The 20,060-nt window shown below is 31.4% G+C and carries 13 protein-coding genes; 8 read left to right on the forward strand and 5 right to left on the reverse strand.

Annotated features, from left to right (window positions below; genetic code table 11):
- Positions 1-3,849 (forward strand): T9SS type B sorting domain-containing protein, encoded by a 3,849-nt coding sequence (locus ACQ65T_RS04135; protein WP_430399835.1) that lies wholly within the window; start codon positions 1-3, stop codon positions 3,847-3,849.
- Between the two features lie 140 nt (positions 3,850-3,989).
- Here the strand turns inward: ACQ65T_RS04135 and ACQ65T_RS04140 are convergent, their stop codons facing one another.
- A complete protein-coding gene (locus ACQ65T_RS04140; protein ID WP_430399836.1) occupies positions 3,990-5,282 on the reverse strand; it encodes a phage integrase SAM-like domain-containing protein in 1,293 nt (430 codons plus the stop codon).
- A 284-nt stretch (positions 5,283-5,566) separates the two neighbouring features.
- Positions 5,567-6,004, reverse strand: coding sequence for a hypothetical protein (locus ACQ65T_RS04145; protein WP_430399837.1), 438 nt, complete (start codon positions 6,002-6,004; stop codon positions 5,567-5,569).
- A gap of 81 nt (positions 6,005-6,085) precedes the next feature.
- Between ACQ65T_RS04145 and ACQ65T_RS04150 the strand changes: the two genes are divergently transcribed.
- Positions 6,086-6,766, forward strand: a complete 681-nt coding sequence (locus ACQ65T_RS04150) for a glycerophosphodiester phosphodiesterase (RefSeq protein ID WP_430399838.1) — start codon at positions 6,086-6,088, stop codon at positions 6,764-6,766.
- A complete protein-coding gene (locus tag ACQ65T_RS04155) occupies positions 6,763-7,971 on the forward strand; it encodes an NAD(P)/FAD-dependent oxidoreductase (protein ID WP_430399839.1) in 1,209 nt (402 codons plus the stop codon). Before ACQ65T_RS04150 ends, ACQ65T_RS04155 begins: the two co-directional genes overlap by 4 nt.
- A gap of 157 nt (positions 7,972-8,128) precedes the next feature.
- Here ACQ65T_RS04155 and ACQ65T_RS04160 read toward each other — a convergent pair whose 3' ends face one another.
- Positions 8,129-8,605, reverse strand: coding sequence for a TspO/MBR family protein (locus ACQ65T_RS04160; RefSeq protein ID WP_430399840.1), 477 nt, complete (start codon positions 8,603-8,605; stop codon positions 8,129-8,131).
- Between the two features lie 83 nt (positions 8,606-8,688).
- Here ACQ65T_RS04160 and ACQ65T_RS04165 point away from each other — a divergent pair, with 83 nt between their 5' ends.
- The 4 genes from ACQ65T_RS04165 to ACQ65T_RS04180 are packed head-to-tail and all read left to right on the forward strand — an operon-like array spanning position 8,689 to position 12,580.
- Positions 8,689-9,765 carry a diphosphomevalonate/mevalonate 3,5-bisphosphate decarboxylase family protein gene (locus ACQ65T_RS04165; RefSeq protein ID WP_430399841.1) on the forward strand — a complete coding sequence of 359 codons (1,077 nt, stop codon included), beginning with the start codon at positions 8,689-8,691 and terminating at the stop codon, positions 9,763-9,765.
- 35 nt (positions 9,766-9,800) lie between these two features.
- Entirely contained in the window at positions 9,801-10,739 is a 939-nt protein-coding gene (locus tag ACQ65T_RS04170; RefSeq protein WP_430399842.1) for a mevalonate kinase family protein, read from the forward strand.
- Between the two features lie 6 nt (positions 10,740-10,745).
- Positions 10,746-11,666, forward strand: coding sequence for a geranylgeranylglycerol-phosphate geranylgeranyltransferase (locus tag ACQ65T_RS04175; protein ID WP_430399843.1), 921 nt, complete (start codon positions 10,746-10,748; stop codon positions 11,664-11,666).
- A gap of 29 nt (positions 11,667-11,695) precedes the next feature.
- Positions 11,696-12,580 carry a pseudouridine synthase gene (locus tag ACQ65T_RS04180; RefSeq protein WP_430399844.1) on the forward strand — a complete coding sequence of 295 codons (885 nt, stop codon included), beginning with the start codon at positions 11,696-11,698 and terminating at the stop codon, positions 12,578-12,580.
- Between the two features lie 32 nt (positions 12,581-12,612).
- On the opposite strand, the gene ACQ65T_RS04185 is transcribed toward ACQ65T_RS04180, so the two are convergent.
- Positions 12,613-16,824, reverse strand: coding sequence for a choice-of-anchor L domain-containing protein (locus ACQ65T_RS04185; protein ID WP_430399845.1), 4,212 nt, complete (start codon positions 16,822-16,824; stop codon positions 12,613-12,615).
- 134 nt (positions 16,825-16,958) lie between these two features.
- Positions 16,959-18,755: a translation elongation factor 4 gene (lepA, locus tag ACQ65T_RS04190; RefSeq protein ID WP_430399846.1), complete on the reverse strand. Its 1,797-nt coding sequence runs from the start codon at positions 18,753-18,755 to the stop codon at positions 16,959-16,961.
- Positions 18,756-19,018: 263 nt separating this feature from the next.
- On the opposite strand from lepA, the gene dusB reads away from it, so the two are divergent.
- A complete protein-coding gene (gene dusB / locus ACQ65T_RS04195; RefSeq protein WP_430399847.1) occupies positions 19,019-20,017 on the forward strand; it encodes a tRNA dihydrouridine synthase DusB in 999 nt (332 codons plus the stop codon).
- Positions 20,018-20,060 lie beyond the last annotated feature (43 nt).

Below are 20,060 nucleotides of genomic sequence, written 5' to 3' on the forward strand. Positions count from 1 at the left end.
ATGAAAACCAAACTATCAGTTCTATTTATAATGATATCAGTAGTGGCTTCCTTTGCACAAGGCGAAGCTAATAACTGGTATTTTGGTCAAAACGCAGCCATTACTTTTAATAGTGGAACTCCAGTAGCTTTAACCAATAGTGCCATGCAAACTAATGAGGGGTGTGCTACTCTATCGGATGCTACAGGTCAATTGTTGTTTTATACAGATGGGGATACTGTGTATAATAAAAACCATCAAATAATGGTTAATGGTACTGGTTTAATGGGGCATGAGTCTTCAACCCAATCGGGTACAATTATTCCATTACCAGGCTCAAACCATTTGTTTTATGTTTTCACACTTGATGCTGAAGCCAGCCCAAATGGGTTCAGATATTCTATTATTGATTTGAATTTAGATGGGGGTTTAGGTGCTGTAACTTCCACAAAAAATATTTTGGTTTATACGCCATCATGCGAGAAAATTTCTGTGGTAAAACATGCAAATAATGTGGATTATTGGATTTTAACACATGCATTTGGGAGTAATACTTTTTATAGTCATCTATTGTCTTCTTCTGGACTAAGCAATGCTCCAACCTTAAGTAATATTGGTTTTAGTCCTTTGGTTGTTGTTTCAACACCTAATGGAACACCGGGAGCTATGAAAATATCTCCAAACGGCCAGAAATTAGCCGTATGTTATTCTAGATTACATCCTTATGCGCAAAATATTTTAGAACTGTATGACTTTAATAATAATACAGGACAAATAACAAATGCTCAGACATTAATGTCATATTCTTCAGGTTATATTTATGGTGTTGAGTTTTCTCCAAATAATAATATCTTGTATGTTAGTTCTAATAATCCAGAGTATTTATATCAGTTTGATTTAACATCAGCGAATATTTCAGCTTCATTAAGCACCTTGTTCCAAGGTACATCTACAAGTAATTATTATCCAAGAGCTTTGCAGTTAGGTCCAGACGGTAAAATTTATATTGCAATGGGGAGTAACCCTTTTTTAGGATGTATTAATAACCCTAATATACTTGGCGCAGGTTGTAATTTTGTTCCAAATCAAGTAGATTTATTAGGAAATAAACCAGCTTTAGGCTTACCCGTTTTTAATCAATCTTATTTTGCACCAGCAATACAATTTCAGAATGCATGTGTTGGAGAATCTGTTCAGTTTGAATTGAGTAATTCATCAGTTATAAGTGCTACTTGGGATTTTGGTGACGGAAATACATCTACAAATTTAACTCCTAGTCATGTTTATTCTTTATCAGGAACATACTCAGTTGCGGTAACAGCAACGAGTAGTTATGGTACAGGAGTAACCACAAGAGATATTGTTATTTCAGAAGTACCAACCGCCACACAACCAAATACTATTTTGGAGTGCGACACTGATAATAATGGTTTTTTTAATTTTGATTTAACTCAAAATGATGCTGCTATTTTAAATGGACAATCTACTACACAATTTGGTGTAAATTATTATGCTAATGCTATGGATTTTGCTAATAAAACTAAAATCACAAATCCAACCAGTTATGAAAACACATCGTTGCCTTATCAAGCCCAAACCATAATTGCAGAAGTTTATAATATAGAGAATAACAGTTGCAACGCAACAACTAGTTTTGATATTCAAGTTTTTGAAAGTCCAGTTCCTAGTATAACTGTTTTACCTATTGAATTTTGTGATAATACGAGTTTTGGAACAGATACAGATGGTAGAGTTGTATTTGATTTAAGAGTAAGAGAGAACGATGTATTAAACGGTCAATCAGCTTCTACTTTTACTGTTGAGTATTACAGAGATAGTACTTTGACTAATTTAATTGTAACCCCTAATAATTACGTAAATATAAATGCAACGGAGACTATTTATGTGAAAGTGTTCAATACACAAAACCCGAGTTGCTTTGCTACAACTTCGTTTGAAGTTAGGGTTTTTGATTTGCCTGTTGTAAATTCTCCAATAAGCTTAAAACAATGTGATGATGACAATGATGGTTTTAGTGCTTTTAATTTAACAGAAGCAAATGAGCTAATTTCTAGTACAACTACAGGTTTTATTTTTAGTTATTTTGAAACTTCTGCTCAAGCGCAAAGTAATTCTAATCCGATAACTGATTTTACAACTTACACTAATCAAACGGTAAGTACCGACCAAATTTTTGTGAGAGTTGAAAATGCAAATGGTTGTTTTAGAGTAGTTACTTTAAATTTAATTGTTTCTACAACATTAATTCCTGCAAGTTTTCAAAGAAACTTTACCGTTTGTGATGATGCGCTATCAGGTTCAAACACAGATGGAATTGCAACTTTTGATTTTAGCAGTGTTACGGGAGAAATACAAGCATTGTATCCAGTTGGACAAGTTTTGGATATAACCTATTATAAAAATCAAGTAGATGCACTAGCAGAGCAAAATGCAATTACAGATATTTCAAATTATACCAATACTGGTTATCCAAATTCTCAAGATATTTATGTTCGTGTAGATAGTCAGCTAAATAATGAATGCTTAGGTTTAGGACATCATATTACTTTAAATGTTGAAGCTTTGCCTTTAATTCAATCTCAAAGCTATACACAATGTGATGAAGATCAAGATGGAATATTTGGTTTTGACACAACAACAATAGAAAATGATGTATTAAATGGATTGACCAATGTAACGGTTCAATATTGGGATGCAAATAACATTGCATTGCCAAGTCCTTTACCAAATCCGTTTAATACAATATCGCAAGTTGTAAAAGTGAGAGTGACAAATAATACTGCAACTGCTTGTTTTTATGAATCAACCATTACTTTTACGGTAGATGATTTACCAGAAGCTTTTGCTGTTGCACCAAGTTTAACAACCGTTTGTGATGATGAAGCAAATCCTGTTAACCAAGACGGACTGTATGCTTTTGATACAAGTAGTTTTCAAACTACAATTTTAGGAAGTCAAACAGGAATGATTGTGAATTACTATGATGAAAATGGAAATAGTTTGTCAAGTCCACTTCCTAATCCATTTACAACTGCTACACAAAATGTATTGGTTGAAGTAATAAATCCTATTAATACCAATTGTATTGCAACAATGACAATTCCTTTTATAGTAAATCCTTTACCTGAAATAGAATTGTACGGAGAAGAATTGGTTTGTAGTAACGACCCAAGTTTTACTAAAGTAATTAATGCAGGTTTATTAGACGAAATTACCATGAACGATTTTAGTTACACTTGGTTTTTAAATGGAACTCAAATTGCTTCTGAAACAAGTTATGATTTAACAGTGAATATAGAAGGAATTTATACGGTTGAAGTTATCAATTTAAATGGTTGTGTTAGAACCCGAACAATTACTGTTACCGCTTCTGATATTGCAACTGTCAACAACGTACAAGTTACTGATTTATCAAATGATAATTCTATTATTGTTTTTGTTTCAGGCCAAGGAGATTATGAATTTAGTTTGGATAATATGGATTATCAATCTGACAATACTTTTAATGATATTGAAGCTGGTGTTTATACTGTTTTTGTTAAAGATTTAAATGGTTGTGGTATTGCAACAAGAGAAGTAAGTGTTTTAGGGATTCCAAATTATTTCACTCCAAATGGAGATGGGTATAACGATACATGGAATATAAAAGGAGTTAACGCTAGATTAAACGCAGGTACTATTATTTATATTTTTGATAGATACGGTAAGTTGTTAAAACAGATTAGTCCTCTTGGAGAAGGTTGGGATGGTACGTTTAACGGTCACCAATTGCCTTCTTCGGATTATTGGTATACTATTCAACTTGAAGACGGTAGAATTGTTAAAGGACATTTTACTTTGAAGCGTTAAAGCTTTGAGAAATTAGTAAAAGTAAATTTTTTTAGTTGCTACGAATTTTAATTTTCAGTTGCAACAAGCTTCAATCCCATTGAGTTTTTGTTTTTAATTGCAATTAATTGCAATTGGTTGTTAGTATTGATAATCTTAATTTAGATTTTAGGCATGTTATTCCAGTAAGCTTTCAGTTTTTCAGCATATTCTTTAGGTGTTACTTTAATGTAAGATAAAAATTGGCTTTCTGTTTGATGTCCTGTTATTTTCATAATGGTTAAAGTGTCTATTTTACCATATAAATTTGTTGCAAATGAACGTCTGCAAATATGGGAAGTAACTAGTTCATGTTTTTTATAGATTCCTGTTTTCTTTCTAAAAATAGTTTCCTTTTCACCGTTTTTTCTAATAACTACTTCATCCATTTTCGCGCCCTCAACTTCTTCATTAATCCCAACTTCTTCGCAAACTTTTTTAATATAATCATTAAATTTTTGGTCGCTTATTTCTCTTGGAAATTTCCCTTTTCTTTTATAAAGAACAAATTGAACTTGCTCATGTATTGGAATTATTACTGGGAAGTCAGTTTTTAACGTGTTTTTTTCAATAAATCCGTCAACTATATTCTTCTTGTTTAATTTTAAAAAATCAGAAATTCTTAACCCAGTTCGTAGCCCTATTATAAACCAATCCCTTGCATTGTCAAGGTAGTCTGAATTAAATTTATGATTAAAAATTTTGTTAATCTCATCTTCATTTAAGTAGATGTCTTTTGTTTTATTTGTTGGAGTATAGAATCCCCTTAGTTTTATTTCCTTATTGATTTCAATGCCTTTTTTGTCAGCATTGTTTATCATTAATTTAATGTCATCAATGTACCCGCCAATTGTGTTTGGATTTAATTTTTGTTCTTTTCCTAAAAACTGAATAAATAAATCATGAAATTTTAAATCTATATCGACAATTCTAAGTTTTACACCTTGAAAATCTTCAAAAGCTTTTATTTTATTTAATGTAGTATTGTAATGTTGAATTGTTCTAGGTTTTATTAGTGTGTTCTTTCTGGTTTTGGTTGTTTTAGATTCCTCTATAAATGAATTTATATAATTAGTAAAAAAAATAAGTTTATCTATATTCTCATTTTTTGTTTCTCGATTTTGAAATTTGCTTATTTTTTCTTTTAACCATTTAGAATTAAATGTAACGTTTGCTTTTAGGTCTTCGTTATACTCACCCATTATAAAGCTTTCAAGATCTATCAAGTCTTGATTTACCTTGTTATGGTTAAAGTTTTTTGTAGGTAATACTTCAGACTTTGAAGGACTCCATCTTTTATTAGGCACTTTTATATTAGTTGAGCATTCAATATCAAAAACTTTTGATTGTTTTAATCTGAAATATACAGTATTCCAATCGTTGTTGGTTTTTACTCTTAGGTGCGTAGTTGCCATGTCAATTATTTGGCACTAAAGTAATAAAAAAATAACATTCATTCCCCTAATGTTCCCCTAAATGTGCTAATTAATAGAAATTAACATGAATTAATATAAGTTTTAACTTAGGTTTAAGCTTATATAAATAAAGGCTTTATAGGTTTTTTAACTTTTATTAATGTTTTTGAATAGTTGTAAAGTACCCCTTTTACCCGCACAGAAAACCTCTAACTATTTTAGTTAGAGGTTTTTTTATTTCTCTATTTTTTTAAATAGAGTTAGTGTAATATTTAAATCTGTTTTCACATTGCTCTCAATGTGTTGCTTAATGTTATTTTATAAGAGACAACATCTTTTGCATAGTCTTTTCTTAAATAAATAAACTTATGTTTTGTAGCTTTTTTAGGTTCAATTACAACTTCTTGTTTAGAGAAATTATCTGTAATTATTAATATTTTACTGTTTTCAAAGCTAAAATAATCAGCTAAATGCGTTTTTAGATTTGTAATAGGGTATTTGGAGTAAATCGTTTTGCCTTCTTGTGTAGCTATTATCTTTTCACCTTTGTATCCTTTGGTTAAAACCAATACACTTTTAGAATCTGATGTTCCATTTATTTCTCTTAAGAATGCCTTTTTTTGCGCTTCAGTGCTGCTTCTGAAATCATCTCTAACTTCTGTTTTAATTGGGCTACACATTATAAATAAACTTGCTATTGCTCCAAAAACTATCTTTTTCATCTATCTTTTTTTAAGTGTTCTCTGTATTTAAACGGAATACAAAAGAATCTATTATATCTTTGTAAAGATAATTCAATTAAAATGATTCAATCTTTTGGGCATCGCGGAGCAAAAGGCTACGTAAGTGAAAATACATTAGCTTCATTTCAAAAAGCATTAGATTTAAATGTGGATGGAATTGAACTTGATGTGCATGTTTGTGCTTCAGGTGAATTAGTGGTCTTTCATGATTTTACTTTAGATAGAATGACCAACGGAAGTGGTGAAATCCATAATTTCTCTTTAGTAGAGTTGAAAAAGCTAAAGGTTGATGGTGTATTCGAAATTTCAACATTAGAAGAAGTTTTAAATTTGGTAAACAGAAAATGTAAGGTTAATATCGAGTTAAAAGGACACGATACGGCAAAACCAGCAGTACAATTAATTGAAAAGCACATACAAGAATACAATTGGAAAATGGATGATTTTATTGTTTCTAGTTTCCAAAGAGACGAACTTTATAAAGTAAGTCAATTGAATTCCAAAATTCCATTAGCGGTTTTAACACAAGCAAGTGTAGAACAAGCGATGGAATGGGCAACAGAATTTTCGGCAAAATACGTTCATCCGCATTTTTCATTATTAACCGAAGACAATTGTAAAGTTGCAACCGAAAAAGGATTTAAAATCAATACTTGGACTGTTAATGATGTTACCGATATTGAACGATTGAAAGAATATAAAATAAATGGAATTATTTCCGATTTCCCAGATAGATTATGAACACAGATTTTGATATAATTATTGTTGGTGGTGGTGCAGCCGGATTTTTTACAGCGATTAATATTGCCGAAAAAAACAAACATTTAAAAGTTGCCATTTTAGAACGCGGAAAAGAAGTTTTGTCGAAAGTTCGAATTTCTGGTGGCGGAAGATGTAATGTTACGCACGCTTGTTTTATACCAAATGATTTAGTGAAGTTTTATCCACGTGGCGAAAAAGAATTACGCGGACCTTTTCATCAATTTTGTTCTGGAGATACGATTGAATGGTTCGAAAATCATGGTGTTCCTTTAAAAATTGAAGAAGACGGAAGAATGTTTCCCGAATCTAATTCTTCACAAACTATTATCGATTGTTTTACGGACAATGTTCATAAATTAGGAATTCAAGTTTTAACTGGTCAAAGTGTGCAATCGTTGTTTCAAACGGAAGAATTTTGGAAAGTAGAAACCAATAAAGAAACGTTTGCTTGTAAAAAATTAATTATTTCAGCAGGAAGTAATCCTAAAGTTTGGGAAATGCTTTCAGAACTAGGTCACTCTATAATTCCACCTGTTCCGTCATTGTTTACATTCAATATCAAAGATCCTAGAATTAAGGACTTGATGGGGTTGTCGGCTTTTGCTTCGGTAAAAGTGAAAGGTTCAAAGTTAAGCGCTAGTGGACCTTTGTTAATAACGCATTGGGGAATGAGCGGACCTGGAATTTTAAGGCTTTCTGCATGGGGAGCAAGAGAATTAGCCGATAAAAATTATCAATTTGCACTTTTGGTCAATTGGTTAAATGATTTGGATTTCGAGGAAGTAATTGATGTTCTGAAAAAATTAAAAGAAGAACATACTAAAAAGACAATTGTTAAAAAATCGCCTTTTGAATTCCCAAATCGTTTATGGGAAAGTTTGGTTTTAGCTTCAGGAATTACCGAAGAAACCAAATGGGCGGATTTGTCAAAAAAACAAATTAATCAATTAGCCGAACAATTGACAAATGGCGTTTTTCAGGTAAACGGGAAAAGTACTTTTAAAGAAGAATTTGTTACTGCAGGTGGAGTTGATTTAAAAGAAATTAATTTTAAAACAATGGAAAGCAAGTTATTGCCTAATTTATATTTAGCTGGTGAAGTTTTAAATATTGATGCTATAACGGGTGGATTCAATTTTCAAAATGCTTGGACGGGCGGTTTTATAATTTCAGAAGCTATTTAATCTAAATTCAAATATTTTAAACACATAGAAACATAGGATACTAGACTTTAAAAAAACGTTTCACTTTACATAGTAAAAAATAAGCTATGTGTGATTTTTTCTCTTTTTACTTTCTAAAAGAATAAATAATCTATGTGTCTATGTGTTGGAAAAAACATTACCAGTTCAACACTAAAATACTAACGGTTAAAATCGTAGCAAAACTTACCCAAGCCATATAAGGAATTAATAGCATTGCTGCTTTTTTATCAATTTTTTTAAAAACTAAATACGTTTCGAAAATTACTAAAAGTAGAATTACAATTTCAATAGAAGCTAATAAAACATTACTTAATCCGAAAAATAAATACGACCATAAAGCATTTAAAGCCAATTGGACAATAAAAAACAAAAGTCCTTTTTTAACCAATTCTCTTTGCTCAGTAATTTTATCCCAAATTAATCCTGCAGAAACTCCCATCATGATAAAAAGTAACGTCCAAACAGGCGCAAAAACCCAATTTGGCGGATTAAAAACAGGCTTTTTTATAGTCGGATACCAAGTCGCAATTGACGATTGAGTGACTAAGCTTGATAAGTAGCCAACAGCTAAACAGATAATTACGAAATAAGCGATTTTTAAATACTTGTTCATGAAAGTTTAATTTAAGTGCAAATTAACAATTATTCAATTAACTAATTAATCTAAAATGGTATTTTTGCATAAAATAAACGATTATGTTAACTAAAAAGGATTTTATTGCAACTGATTTTTCTTCTGTTGAAAAAGCAAATTTTAAATGGAGCGCTCCTAGTAATATTGCATTGGTAAAATATTGGGGTAAAAAAGAAAACCAGATTCCTGCAAATCCTTCTATCAGTTTTACGTTGAACAATTGTAAAACGATTACTTCTTTAGCAGTAACTAAGAAAACAGACAATTCTGAAATTACATTCGATTTGTTTTTTGAAGGCAAACCCAAAGAAGATTTTAAACCTAAAATTTTAAAATTCTTTCAAAGAATTGAGCAATATTGTCCTTATATAAAAGAATATCATTTTGTTATTGATACTGAAAATACTTTCCCACACAGTTCAGGAATTGCATCTTCCGCTTCTGGAATGGCTGCAATTGCAATGAATATAATGAGTTTAGAAAAGGAAATCAACCCAACAATGACAGATGATTATTTTAACCAAAAAGCTTCTTTTTTAGCCAGATTAGGTTCGGGAAGTGCGTGTAGAAGTGTAAAAGGCGAAGTGGTAATTTGGGGAAAACATACAGAAACTGAAAATTCATCTGATTTATTCGGAGTTCCATTTGAAAATTTACATGCTAATTTTAAGAATTATCAAGACACTATTTTATTAGTAGATAAGGGCGAAAAACAAGTTTCAAGTACAGTGGGTCACGATTTAATGAACGGACACCCATTTGCCCAACAAAGATTTGAACAAGCACATACTAATTTATCAGCAGTTAAGTCAATTTTATCATCAGGAAACATTGAGGAGTTTATTAAAATTATAGAAAGTGAAGCGTTGACTCTACATGCTATGATGATGGCTTCGATGCCTTATTTTATTTTAATGAAACCAAATACTTTAGAAATTATTAATAAAATTTGGAGTTTTAGAAATGAAACTCAAATTCCAGTTTGTTTTACATTGGATGCGGGAGCAAATGTGCATGTTTTGTACCCAGAAAATGTAAAAGACAAAGTTTTGCAATTTATTAACAATGAATTGATTGGCTATTGCCAAAATGAGCAGTACATTTGTGATCAAATTGGAAATGGTGCGAAATCAATTTAATTTTGTACATTTACTTTAACTGAATATGAAAAGTTATGAAAGGACCATTATTTTATTCTAAAATATTACTTTTTGGTGAATACGGAATTATAGAAGATTCGAAAGGATTGTCTATTCCTTATAATTTTTACAAAGGAACTTTAAAGGTTTCTGAAAACCCTTCTCAAGAAGCTATCAAATCTAATGAAAGTTTATCTCGATTTGCTTCTTATCTAAGTCAAATGCAAAAAGATAAACCTGAATTAGTTTCTTTTGATTTGGCTGCTTTAAAAAGCGATGTTGAAAGCGGAATGTATTTTGATTCAAGTATTCCTCAAGGTTATGGAGTAGGAAGTAGTGGTGCTTTAGTTGCTGCTATTTATGATAAATATGCAACTGATAAAATTACAGTTTTAGAAAATTTAACAAGAGAAAAATTATTGAAATTGAAAACGGTCTTTTCAAATATGGAATCTTTTTTCCATGGGAAAAGCTCTGGTTTAGATCCTTTAAATAGTTATTTAAGTTTGCCCATTTTAATTAATTCTAAAGATAATATTGAACCAACAGGAATTCCTTCTCAAAGTGTTGATGGTAAAGGAGCTGTTTTCTTAATAGACTCAGGAATTGTTGGAGAAACTGCACCTATGGTTACTCTTTTTATGGAAAGTTTGAAAGATAATGGTTTCCGTAAAATGTTGAAATCTCAATTCATAAAATATACAGATGATTGTGTCGAAAACTTTCTACACGGTGATGTTAAATCACTTTTTGCAAATACAAAAAAACTATCTAAAGTTGTTTTAAATCATTTTAAACCAATGATTCCAGAACAATTTCATCAAGTTTGGCAAAAAGGCATTGATACAAACGATTACTATCTTAAGCTTTGTGGTTCTGGTGGTGGCGGTTATATTTTAGGTTTCACTCAAGATATTGATAAAGCAAAAGAATCATTAAAAGACTTTAAATTAGAAGTAGTTTATCAATTTTAGTTTTAAATGCTTTCAAGAAAATCTAAATTATTTCTAACTAAAATCTTCAGTCTTTTTTCTGTAGTTAGAGGTTATAATGTTTGGGTTGTAGCGCTTGCACAATATTTATCAGCAATATTTATTTTAGCCACTAATAAACGCGCTTTAGATGTTTTATTAGATTTGAAGTTGTTTTTAATAGTAATGGCTTCATCATTAACTATTGCTTCGGGTTATATTATTAATAATTTTTATGACAGTAAAAAAGATTTAATCAATCGACCTAGAAAGGCAATGTTGGACAGGTTGGTAAGTCAAGGCACAAAACTGAAAGTTTATTTTTCAATCAATTTATTCGTTGCTTTTTTAGCCAGTTTTATTTCTTGGAGAGCCGTTTTGTTTTTTTCGACATATATTTTCATCATTTGGTATTATTCACATAAACTAAAAAAGTTTCCTTTTATAGGAAATCTAGTTGCCGCACTTTTAGCAGTTTTGCCTTTTTTTGGAGTGTTAATGTATTATAAGAATTTTTATGATGTTATTTTTGCACATGCAACATTTTTATATTTGCTAATTTTAATTAGAGAGTTCGTTAAAGATTTAGAAAATATCGAAGGAGATTTAGTTGTTGATTATAAAACTATTCCTGTTCTTTTTGGAGAAAATGCAGCAAAATATACAATTTCTTTTTTAACCCTCTCTTCAATCATTCCTGTTTACTTTTTAATAGATGTATTTGATGTGGGCTATATGGATATTTATTTTTACACAAGTTACTTGATCTTAATTTTTTTCTTACTAAAATTATGGAAATCTAAAACGAAACAAGAATTTGTCAAGCTTCATTTTTTAATTAAATTGATTATTCTTGCTGGTGTTTTTTGTATAGTTTTAATAGAACCGCAAGTTTTGTTACACGGAAAAAAATTGATATCCACATATTAGTTATATCTTTGCAAAAAAAATAGTAAGAAATGACTCGTCATCAAGGAGATAACAGTAAGAAAAAAGGAACCTCAGCAAGACAAGGTGGAGCTAAAAAACCTAGTACTTCAAGAGGAAATGCGCCGTTAAGAAAAACGGCATCAAAATTTGCAACTAAGCCTGGAGAGCAAAAAGCACCAAAGGCACCGAAAGCACCTAAAAACCCAGATGAAATAAGACTGAACAAATACATTGCAAATTCAGGCATGTGTAGCCGTAGAGATGCAGATATTTATATTCAAAGTGGTAATGTAAAGGTAAATGGCGTAGCAGTAACCGAAATGGGTTACAAAGTAAAATTAACCGATGTGGTTCAATTTGACGGATCGACAATTACACCTGAGAAGAAAGAATACCTTTTGTTGAATAAGCCTAAGAATTTTTCAACAGTAAATGATGAAAACAGAGGTGATTCAAATGTGTTAGAATTAGTAAAAGGTGCAACAAAAGCTAATTTACAACCAGTTGGCAGAATGGACAAAACAACAACAGGTTTGTTGTTGTTTACTAATGATACAGACATTATAACCAAATTTACTTCACCTAACCAAAGGTCATCAAAGTTATATCAAGTGACTTTAGACAAAAATCTTAAGTACGATGATTTGGAAAAAATCTCAAACGGCCTAACAATTGATGAATTTAGAGTTTATGTAGAAGAAGTTACCTACATCGAAGATCAACCTAAAAGTGAGATTGGTATTAAGATGAAAACGGCTAATGTTAAGATTGTTCGAAAAATATTCGAACACTTAAAATACAATGTTATTAAATTAGACCGTGTTACTTTTGCAGGTCTAACAAAAAAGAATTTACCTAGAGGTAATTGGCGATTTTTAACAGAACAAGAAGTTATCAATTTAAAAAATAGTTAAAAAAAAGACCGAGTTTTTACTCGGTCTTTTTTTTATCTTATTAGTGAAAAGTGGGCTCTAAATATTTTTTCTTGACCTTCATAAATGTAATTAACATTAAACCAATAATCAGTGGAAGGAAGCTTTTTGCCATTATAGGTTCCATCCCATCCTGTTCCAATTGGTGAAATTTGCTTAATTAATTTCCCATATCTATCAAAAATAGAAATAATTGATTCAGGATGATCAATTGCTAGGTCAAAAATATTCCATGTTTCATTTGCTCCATCTCCATTTGGAGTAAAATATTTAGGATATTTTATAACTGTTGCAGTTAAAATAAAATCGCCACAATAACCAAAAATATCTCTAACGGTTATTATATGCTCACCAGAACTTACATTGTAAAACTGATTACTTGCTTGAAAAGCTCCATTATCTAATTGATATATGTATTCTCCTATCCCGTTTTCTATATTTACGGTAATTACAGCTATATTATCAAAAGGTTCGCTAATACTTACTGATGCGATAGCAGAACTTGATTGTTCAACCAAAACACTTGTTGGGTTATAATTACAATCAGGTGGATTTTCTGCTGAAACTTTTATTGTAACAACATCATATGTGCCGGCTTCAGTTGCTAAATAAGTGGGTCCTGTTCCCATAAGATTTCCGTTTAAATACCATTCAACTGTGAAATCTGTAGGATTTAATCCTGAATTTAATAGTAAAGGTTGTTCTGTTATTCCAGTGATAGGATTTACACAAATTATTCCTCCTTGTATATTTAAATCTAACAAAGGATATATTGTAATTTGAAAAAACCTCTCGTCATTACAATTTGTGTTTTCTATAGATGTCGCATAAACATATACATCATAGGTTCCTGGGGTATTATATGTATAATTAGAAGCGCTTATTAACCCAACACCATTTGGTTGATTGTAGTAGTTTACATTGTAATTTCCAATTGGTAAAGGAGGTAATGTATATGAACCACATCTAACTATGTTTGAATAATTTGGAAGAATTGGAGTTTCTGAAACCGTAATTACAAAACTATCTTCTTCATTACATATGATTCGATCTCCATTTGAAGCATAAACGTAAATTGTAGTTTGAGTATTTGGTGTGTTAAATACAGTTCCATTTGGTACAGGATTGACACCATTTGTATCATAATAGTAACCAATAGAGTAATTAAAAGGTGTAGGTGCTTGATGTGTTAAGGCAGGTAGTGTATAGTTTTCAAATTCACACACAAAAACATCTTGATAATCGGGAAGATTGTTTCCGCTGTAAGTTACCGTAAATGGCCTGTCAATTTCACAACCAGTTGAGCTATCAATGTTGTAAATATAAAAAGTACTTGTATAGTCAAATGAATCTGAAGGTTGTACAACAGTTCCACTTCCGTTAGGACCTCCAATTTCAGTATATATAGTCCCGTTTGTTGGAGTTGAAATTGTGTATGGACTGCATTCTGTTCGGTCTAATACACCGTCAATAGGCGGAAAAGCATTTAAGTTGATTGTAAAGCTAGTTTCGTTAGTACAACCATTTGCATTTGGACCATTAAAAATATAATAAGTTCCAGGAGATAAGTTAACACCAGACAGGTCAATAATGTTTCCTGGGTTTAATTGCACTTGTCCAGGTGATGTGGGTCCCCCTGGAAGTAGATAATAAGTACCATTAATTAGGTTTGGTAATATAAATTCTCCACAGTATGTATCACTTATAATTGTATCAACTAAAGGTAGTGGGTTAATTGTTATGTTGTAATTTAAGTTGTTTGTACAATTTGGTAAAATTGTTGTGTCAGTGTAATAATATACAATTTGTGATGTTGTAATGGGAATAGCGGGGTCAATTAATGTTCCTCCTCCCATAGACGCAGTATAATAATTTCCATAAGATATTGCAGGAAGCATGTAGCTTCCGCAGCTTGTAATGGTTGTAAATTGAGAAGTGTCAACTAAGTTAAAAGTAATTGTATTTTCATCAATACAGAAGGCAGAAAAGCCATTTACATCTGTATATTCCAACTCATTATAAATATAATATGTTCCTGGAAAATACGGGCCATTAACATCAATTACATCATTTTCAAAAAGCTGAACTTGTCCAGCAACAGAGGGTCCCCCCGAGTTTAAGTAGTATTGACCATTTATTAATGCCGGTAATGTATATGAGTTGCATGTAGTAACATCATCTGGATTGTCAAGAAGCGGCATAGGGTGAATATTTATATCAAATCTTTCGTCTCGACACAAAGTACCATTTACTTCTGCATAATAATAAATTGTTTCAACCATTAGGGTTTGAGAAGTATTAACAAATTCAGTGCCTACTGGAATAATTACACCTGTTCCATTTGGCCCGTCAGGTTCAGTGTAAAAATCTCCTATGTTGCTTGGAGGTGAGGGAACAATAAAGATTCCGCAGTTGTCTAATTGAGGTACATATTCATCAATTAAGGTGATTAAAAAAGAAGATTCATTAACGCATCCATTAGAATCAGGCCCTATAAATATATAGTACGTTCCTCCTTCATCAATAATATCTCCAGCATTTAATTGAGTACCAGTTCCATTTGGCCCACTATAATATGTTCCTGGAGAGATGGGAGGTAAAGTGTAATTTGAGCATTCAATGACGTCAGGAATACTATCAACATCTGGCAGCGGATTTATAATTATAACAACAGAAGTTACATCAAAACAAGCAGGATTAGTGTTGCTTTGCATTCGAATACCTATAGTAATACTTGTAGTTCCATTAGGAATAGTAATATTTGTTATTGGAGATGCTCCTGAAGTAGCATCTCCAATAGAATTATAATATGTTATGGTATAATCGATAGGATTTTCACCGTTTAAAACTTCTGAATCCAACGAATTTAATACAAATGACGTCCCTCCATTAACTTCACAAAGTTCAACATTATTTGGTTGTGTTGAAACTACAGGATCCGTTACAATAAGACTGAATGTGTAAATTGCATTGCAAAAATTACCAGTATTAAGATTGAAAATTTTAATAAAAATAGTTGCTCCACTTGGACTTACGTAATTTGTTAAATTTCCTGAAGGAATTGGGTTGTTGGTTGCAACATTAGTTATAGAATTATAATAGAAAATATCATAATCAGCATTATTTATTCCTAAAAATGCTTCGTCATTATTAGTAAGATCAAAAGAATATGTAGCAGCTCCTGTGTCACAAACTTCAATATTTTGTGGGTTATTTACAGATAAGTTTGTAAAAACAACAGTATCTGTAATCAAACAAGTTCCTTTTGTTGCTTCAACAGTATATGTTCCTTGTTGTGTTACATCTAAATTTGGAGCTGTTTCACCTGCTATTGGAGTTCCATTTAAATACCAAATATAATTATATGTAAGGTCTAATCCCGTTTCTAAAGTGTACAAGTCTCCTGAACAAATTGTTTGATCTGACCCTAGATCTAAAGTGGTTTCAAAACTACCCGCGTCTAAAAAAACAGCTGAATCAAACCCCGAATCATTATAATCACCAATCACCAGTCTAATTCTATAAGGAGTGTTTGGTATTACTGCAGAAGAAGCGTTCATTACTACAGTATGCCCCCTCATATTTAGGGTAGATGCGGCTGGGTTAGTCACATTATAAATGTCGAAAAAGTTTGAATTTGAAGAACTGCAATCAGGATTATTTGCATTATCTCTTATGTCTTTTACAGTTACTGGAGTAGATGTTCCCGGAATTACAGCAAGATTTACAGACACTCCTGAACTTAAATTTGTTAATTCAAAAGCAAATACATCACTAAAGCCACATTGGTATTGTCCATATTCATTTGATGCAAATAAAAAATTAAAACTAAAATTGTTTGATAATGGTATAAAATCAAATTCTAAAAATGCTACATCAGTAATTCCGGCAGTTTGGCCACTATTATTACTTATGGTTTGTAAATAAGTGTCTCCATTCGTATTTATTTGAGAACTTAAGTTAGTGTCAGTATAAGGGCCTTGTGTTAAAGATGCCTGCCCATTTCTAATTATAATTCCTTCAGCAATGGGAAAACTAGATCCGTTTTGATTAAAATAAGCAACAGATTGTGTAGAAGATACATTTATATTACTTACTTCAGTACATGAGTTCCCCAGGAGTAAAGTTACCAAGTCAGTAGGTGTATACCCTGAGTCATCAACAGTAATTGTTTGAGAAAACAAACTGGTTGATACTAATATAATTAAATAATAAATCTTTTTCATAGTGATTTCTTTGTAGGACAAGTATCAGTTCTGATTAAATTTAATAAATTTTATCAAATACAGGATAATTATAAATTAAAAAAGTTTAAAAATTGCGAAATTTTTAAACTTTTAAATAATTTGTTGAGTTTAGTTTAATCGTTTAGTTTTAAAACAGCCATAAATGCTTCTTGAGGAATTTCAACATTTCCTACTTGACGCATACGTTTTTTTCCTTTTTTCTGTTTCTCTAAAAGTTTACGCTTACGCGAAATATCTCCACCATAACATTTAGCAGTTACATCTTTACGTAAAGCTTTAATTGTTTCACGAGCAATGATTTTAGCACCAATTGCTGCTTGAATAGGGATGTCAAATTGTTGTCTTGGAATTAATTCTTTCAACTTTTCACACATTTTTTTACCAATGTAATATGCATTGCTTTCATGAATTAACGCAGAAAGAGCATCTACTGACTGTGCGTTTAATAAAACATCTAATTTTACTAATTTTGATTCACGCATTCCTATAGGTGTATAATCAAAAGAAGCATATCCTTTGGAAACTGTTTTTAGTCTATCATAAAAATCAAATACAATTTCGGCTAAAGGCATGTCAAAATTCAACTCAACACGCTCTGTAGTTAAATAAGTTTGATTAGTAATTACTCCGCGTTTTTCAATACATAGACTCATAACGTTACCTACAAAATCAGCTTTTGTAATAATAGTTGCTTTTATATAAGGCTCTTCAACCCTGTCAAGTTTTGAAGGTTCTGGTAAATCAGAAGGATTATTTACAATTAAAATAGTGTTAGGCTCTTTTTTAGTATAAGCATGATAAGATACATTGGGAACAGTTGTGATAACAGTCATGTCAAACTCGCGTTCTAAACGCTCTTGGATAATTTCCATATGTAACATTCCTAAGAATCCACAACGGAAACCAAAACCTAAAGCAGCCGAACTTTCAGCTGTAAATACTAAAGAAGCATCATTTAACTGTAATTTTTCCATAGAAGCGCGCAAATCTTCAAAATCTTCGGTATCAACAGGGTAAATTCCGGCAAATACCATTGGCTTTACATCTTCAAAACCAGTAATCATATTAGTGGTTGGTGTTTTTGCATCAGTTACAGTATCACCAACTTTTACCTCTTTAGCTTCTTTAATTCCTGAAATTAAATAACCTACATCACCAGTCGAAATCTTGTCTTTTGGAACTTGATTTAATTTCAATGTTCCAACTTCATCTGCAAAATATTCATTTCCAGTTGCCATGAATTTGATCTTCTGACCTTTTTTAATTTCTCCATTTTTAACACGGAAAATTACTTCAATTCCTCTAAAAGGATTGTAGTGAGAGTCAAAAATTAAGGCTTGTAAAGGCTCGTCAATATTTCCTTTTGGAGCAGGAACTTTTTCAATTATAGCTTCCAGAATTTTATCAACTCCAAAACCAGTTTTTCCTGAAGCATGAATAATATCTTCTAATTTACAGCCTAATAAATCAATAATATCATCACTAACTTCTTCAGGGTTAGCACTTGGTAAATCTACTTTATTTAAAACAGGAATGATTTCTAAATCATTTTCTAAAGCCAAATATAAATTAGAAATAGTTTGGGCTTGTATACTTTGAGCTGCATCAACTATAAGTAAAGCGCCTTCACAAGCAGCAATAGAACGAGAAACTTCATAAGAAAAATCTACGTGTCCTGGAGTGTCAATTAAATTTAAAATATAATCTTCTCCATTATGTTTGTAATTCATTTGTATAGCGTGACTCTTAATGGTAATACCACGTTCACGTTCTAAATCCATATTATCTAATAACTGTGCTTTTTCTTCACGAGCAGTTACAGTTTGAGTGGCGCCAAGTAATCTATCGGCAAGAGTACTTTTACCGTGGTCAATATGAGCTATAATACAAAAATTTCTAATATTTTTCATTCTTCATTTATTTGGGCGTTACCTCCTCTTCTTTACGGTCAGGCTTTTAGCTAGATCTTTTGTTTCATTTCTTTACACAAAAGGATGTCGCTTCAATCCTTAACGCTTTTCAATATAGTAACATATAATCTGCAAATATAATTCAAAGTTTTGGATTCTTATAGTAAGATATTGGTTTCTTGAAGCTAGAATATACAGAAATCAACATTCAAAAAAGGAACATTCAAAAATCTTATTGTATTTTTGCAAAAAAAATACAATTAATGCCAAAAATTGGAAACATAGAATTACCTGATTTTCCTTTGCTTTTAGCGCCAATGGAAGACGTGAGTGATCCGCCTTTTCGTAGACTTTGTAAAATGCATGGAGCAGATTTAATGTATTCTGAATTTATTTCTTCAGAAGGATTAATTCGCGATGCAATGAAAAGTAAAAAGAAGTTGGATATTTTTGATTACGAACGACCAGTTGGAATTCAAATTTTTGGCGGTGATGAAGAAGCCATGGAAATGTCGGCTAAAATTGTTGAAACAGTTCAGCCCGATTTAGTAGATATTAATTTTGGGTGTCCTGTAAAAAAAGTAGTGTGCAAAGGAGCAGGAGCAGGAGTGTTAAAAGATGTTGATTTAATGGTGCGTTTAACTAAGGCTGTTATTAAAGGAACAAGTCTTCCAGTTACGGTAAAAACCCGTTTAGGCTGGGATGAGAATTCTATTAATATTGATGAGGTTGCAGAACGGTTACAAGATATTGGAGTACAAGCATTAACGGTTCATGCAAGAACAAGAGCGCAAATGTATAAAGGCCATTCAGATTGGTCACATATTGCAAGAGTAAAAAGCAATCCAAGAATTACAATGCCTATTTTCGGTAATGGTGATATTGATTCACCCGAGAAAGCATTAGAATATAAAAATAAATTTGGCTTAGACGGAATGATGATTGGCCGAGCAGCAATTGGTTATCCGTGGATATTTAACGAAATAAAGCACTATTTTAATACAGGTGAGATTTTGGCTCCACCTTCAATGGCAGATAGAATTGAAGCTGCAAAAAATCATTTAATCTGGTCTGTTGAATGGAAGAATGAGCGTGTAGGAATTGTAGAAATGAGAAGGCATTACACAAACTATTTCAAAGGAATTCACAGTTTTAAAGAGTACAAACAAAGATTAGTAACAACAGATGATTTAGAAGGGTTGTTCAAAATTTTTGATGAAATTTCAGATGCCTATTCAAATTATGAATTTGATATAAAATAAAAAAACCCAGCTTTTGCTGGGTTTTTTTTGAGGTAATGAATTC

It is taken from the genome of Flavobacterium sp. (assembly GCF_965284515.1).
Classification (GTDB): Bacteria; Bacteroidota; Bacteroidia; order Flavobacteriales; family Flavobacteriaceae; genus Flavobacterium.

Bases quoted from the DNA above. Each gene is read 5' to 3' on its own strand.
- ACQ65T_RS04135 (WP_430399835.1), top strand. From the start codon at position 1: ATGAAAACCAAACTATCAGTTCTATTTATAATGATATCAGTAGTGGCT.
- ACQ65T_RS04140 (WP_430399836.1), bottom strand. From the start codon at position 5,282: ATGGCAACTACGCACCTAAGAGTAAAAACCAACAACGATTGGAATACT.
- ACQ65T_RS04145 (WP_430399837.1), bottom strand. From the start codon at position 6,004: ATGAAAAAGATAGTTTTTGGAGCAATAGCAAGTTTATTTATAATGTGT.
- ACQ65T_RS04150 (WP_430399838.1), top strand. From the start codon at position 6,086: ATGATTCAATCTTTTGGGCATCGCGGAGCAAAAGGCTACGTAAGTGAA.
- ACQ65T_RS04155 (WP_430399839.1), top strand. From the start codon at position 6,763: ATGAACACAGATTTTGATATAATTATTGTTGGTGGTGGTGCAGCCGGA.
- ACQ65T_RS04160 (WP_430399840.1), bottom strand. From the start codon at position 8,605: ATGAACAAGTATTTAAAAATCGCTTATTTCGTAATTATCTGTTTAGCT.
- ACQ65T_RS04165 (WP_430399841.1), top strand. From the start codon at position 8,689: ATGTTAACTAAAAAGGATTTTATTGCAACTGATTTTTCTTCTGTTGAA.
- ACQ65T_RS04170 (WP_430399842.1), top strand. From the start codon at position 9,801: ATGAAAGGACCATTATTTTATTCTAAAATATTACTTTTTGGTGAATAC.
- ACQ65T_RS04175 (WP_430399843.1), top strand. From the start codon at position 10,746: ATGCTTTCAAGAAAATCTAAATTATTTCTAACTAAAATCTTCAGTCTT.
- ACQ65T_RS04180 (WP_430399844.1), top strand. From the start codon at position 11,696: ATGACTCGTCATCAAGGAGATAACAGTAAGAAAAAAGGAACCTCAGCA.
- ACQ65T_RS04185 (WP_430399845.1), bottom strand. From the start codon at position 16,824: ATGAAAAAGATTTATTATTTAATTATATTAGTATCAACCAGTTTGTTT.
- lepA (WP_430399846.1), bottom strand. From the start codon at position 18,755: ATGAAAAATATTAGAAATTTTTGTATTATAGCTCATATTGACCACGGT.
- dusB (WP_430399847.1), top strand. From the start codon at position 19,019: ATGCCAAAAATTGGAAACATAGAATTACCTGATTTTCCTTTGCTTTTA.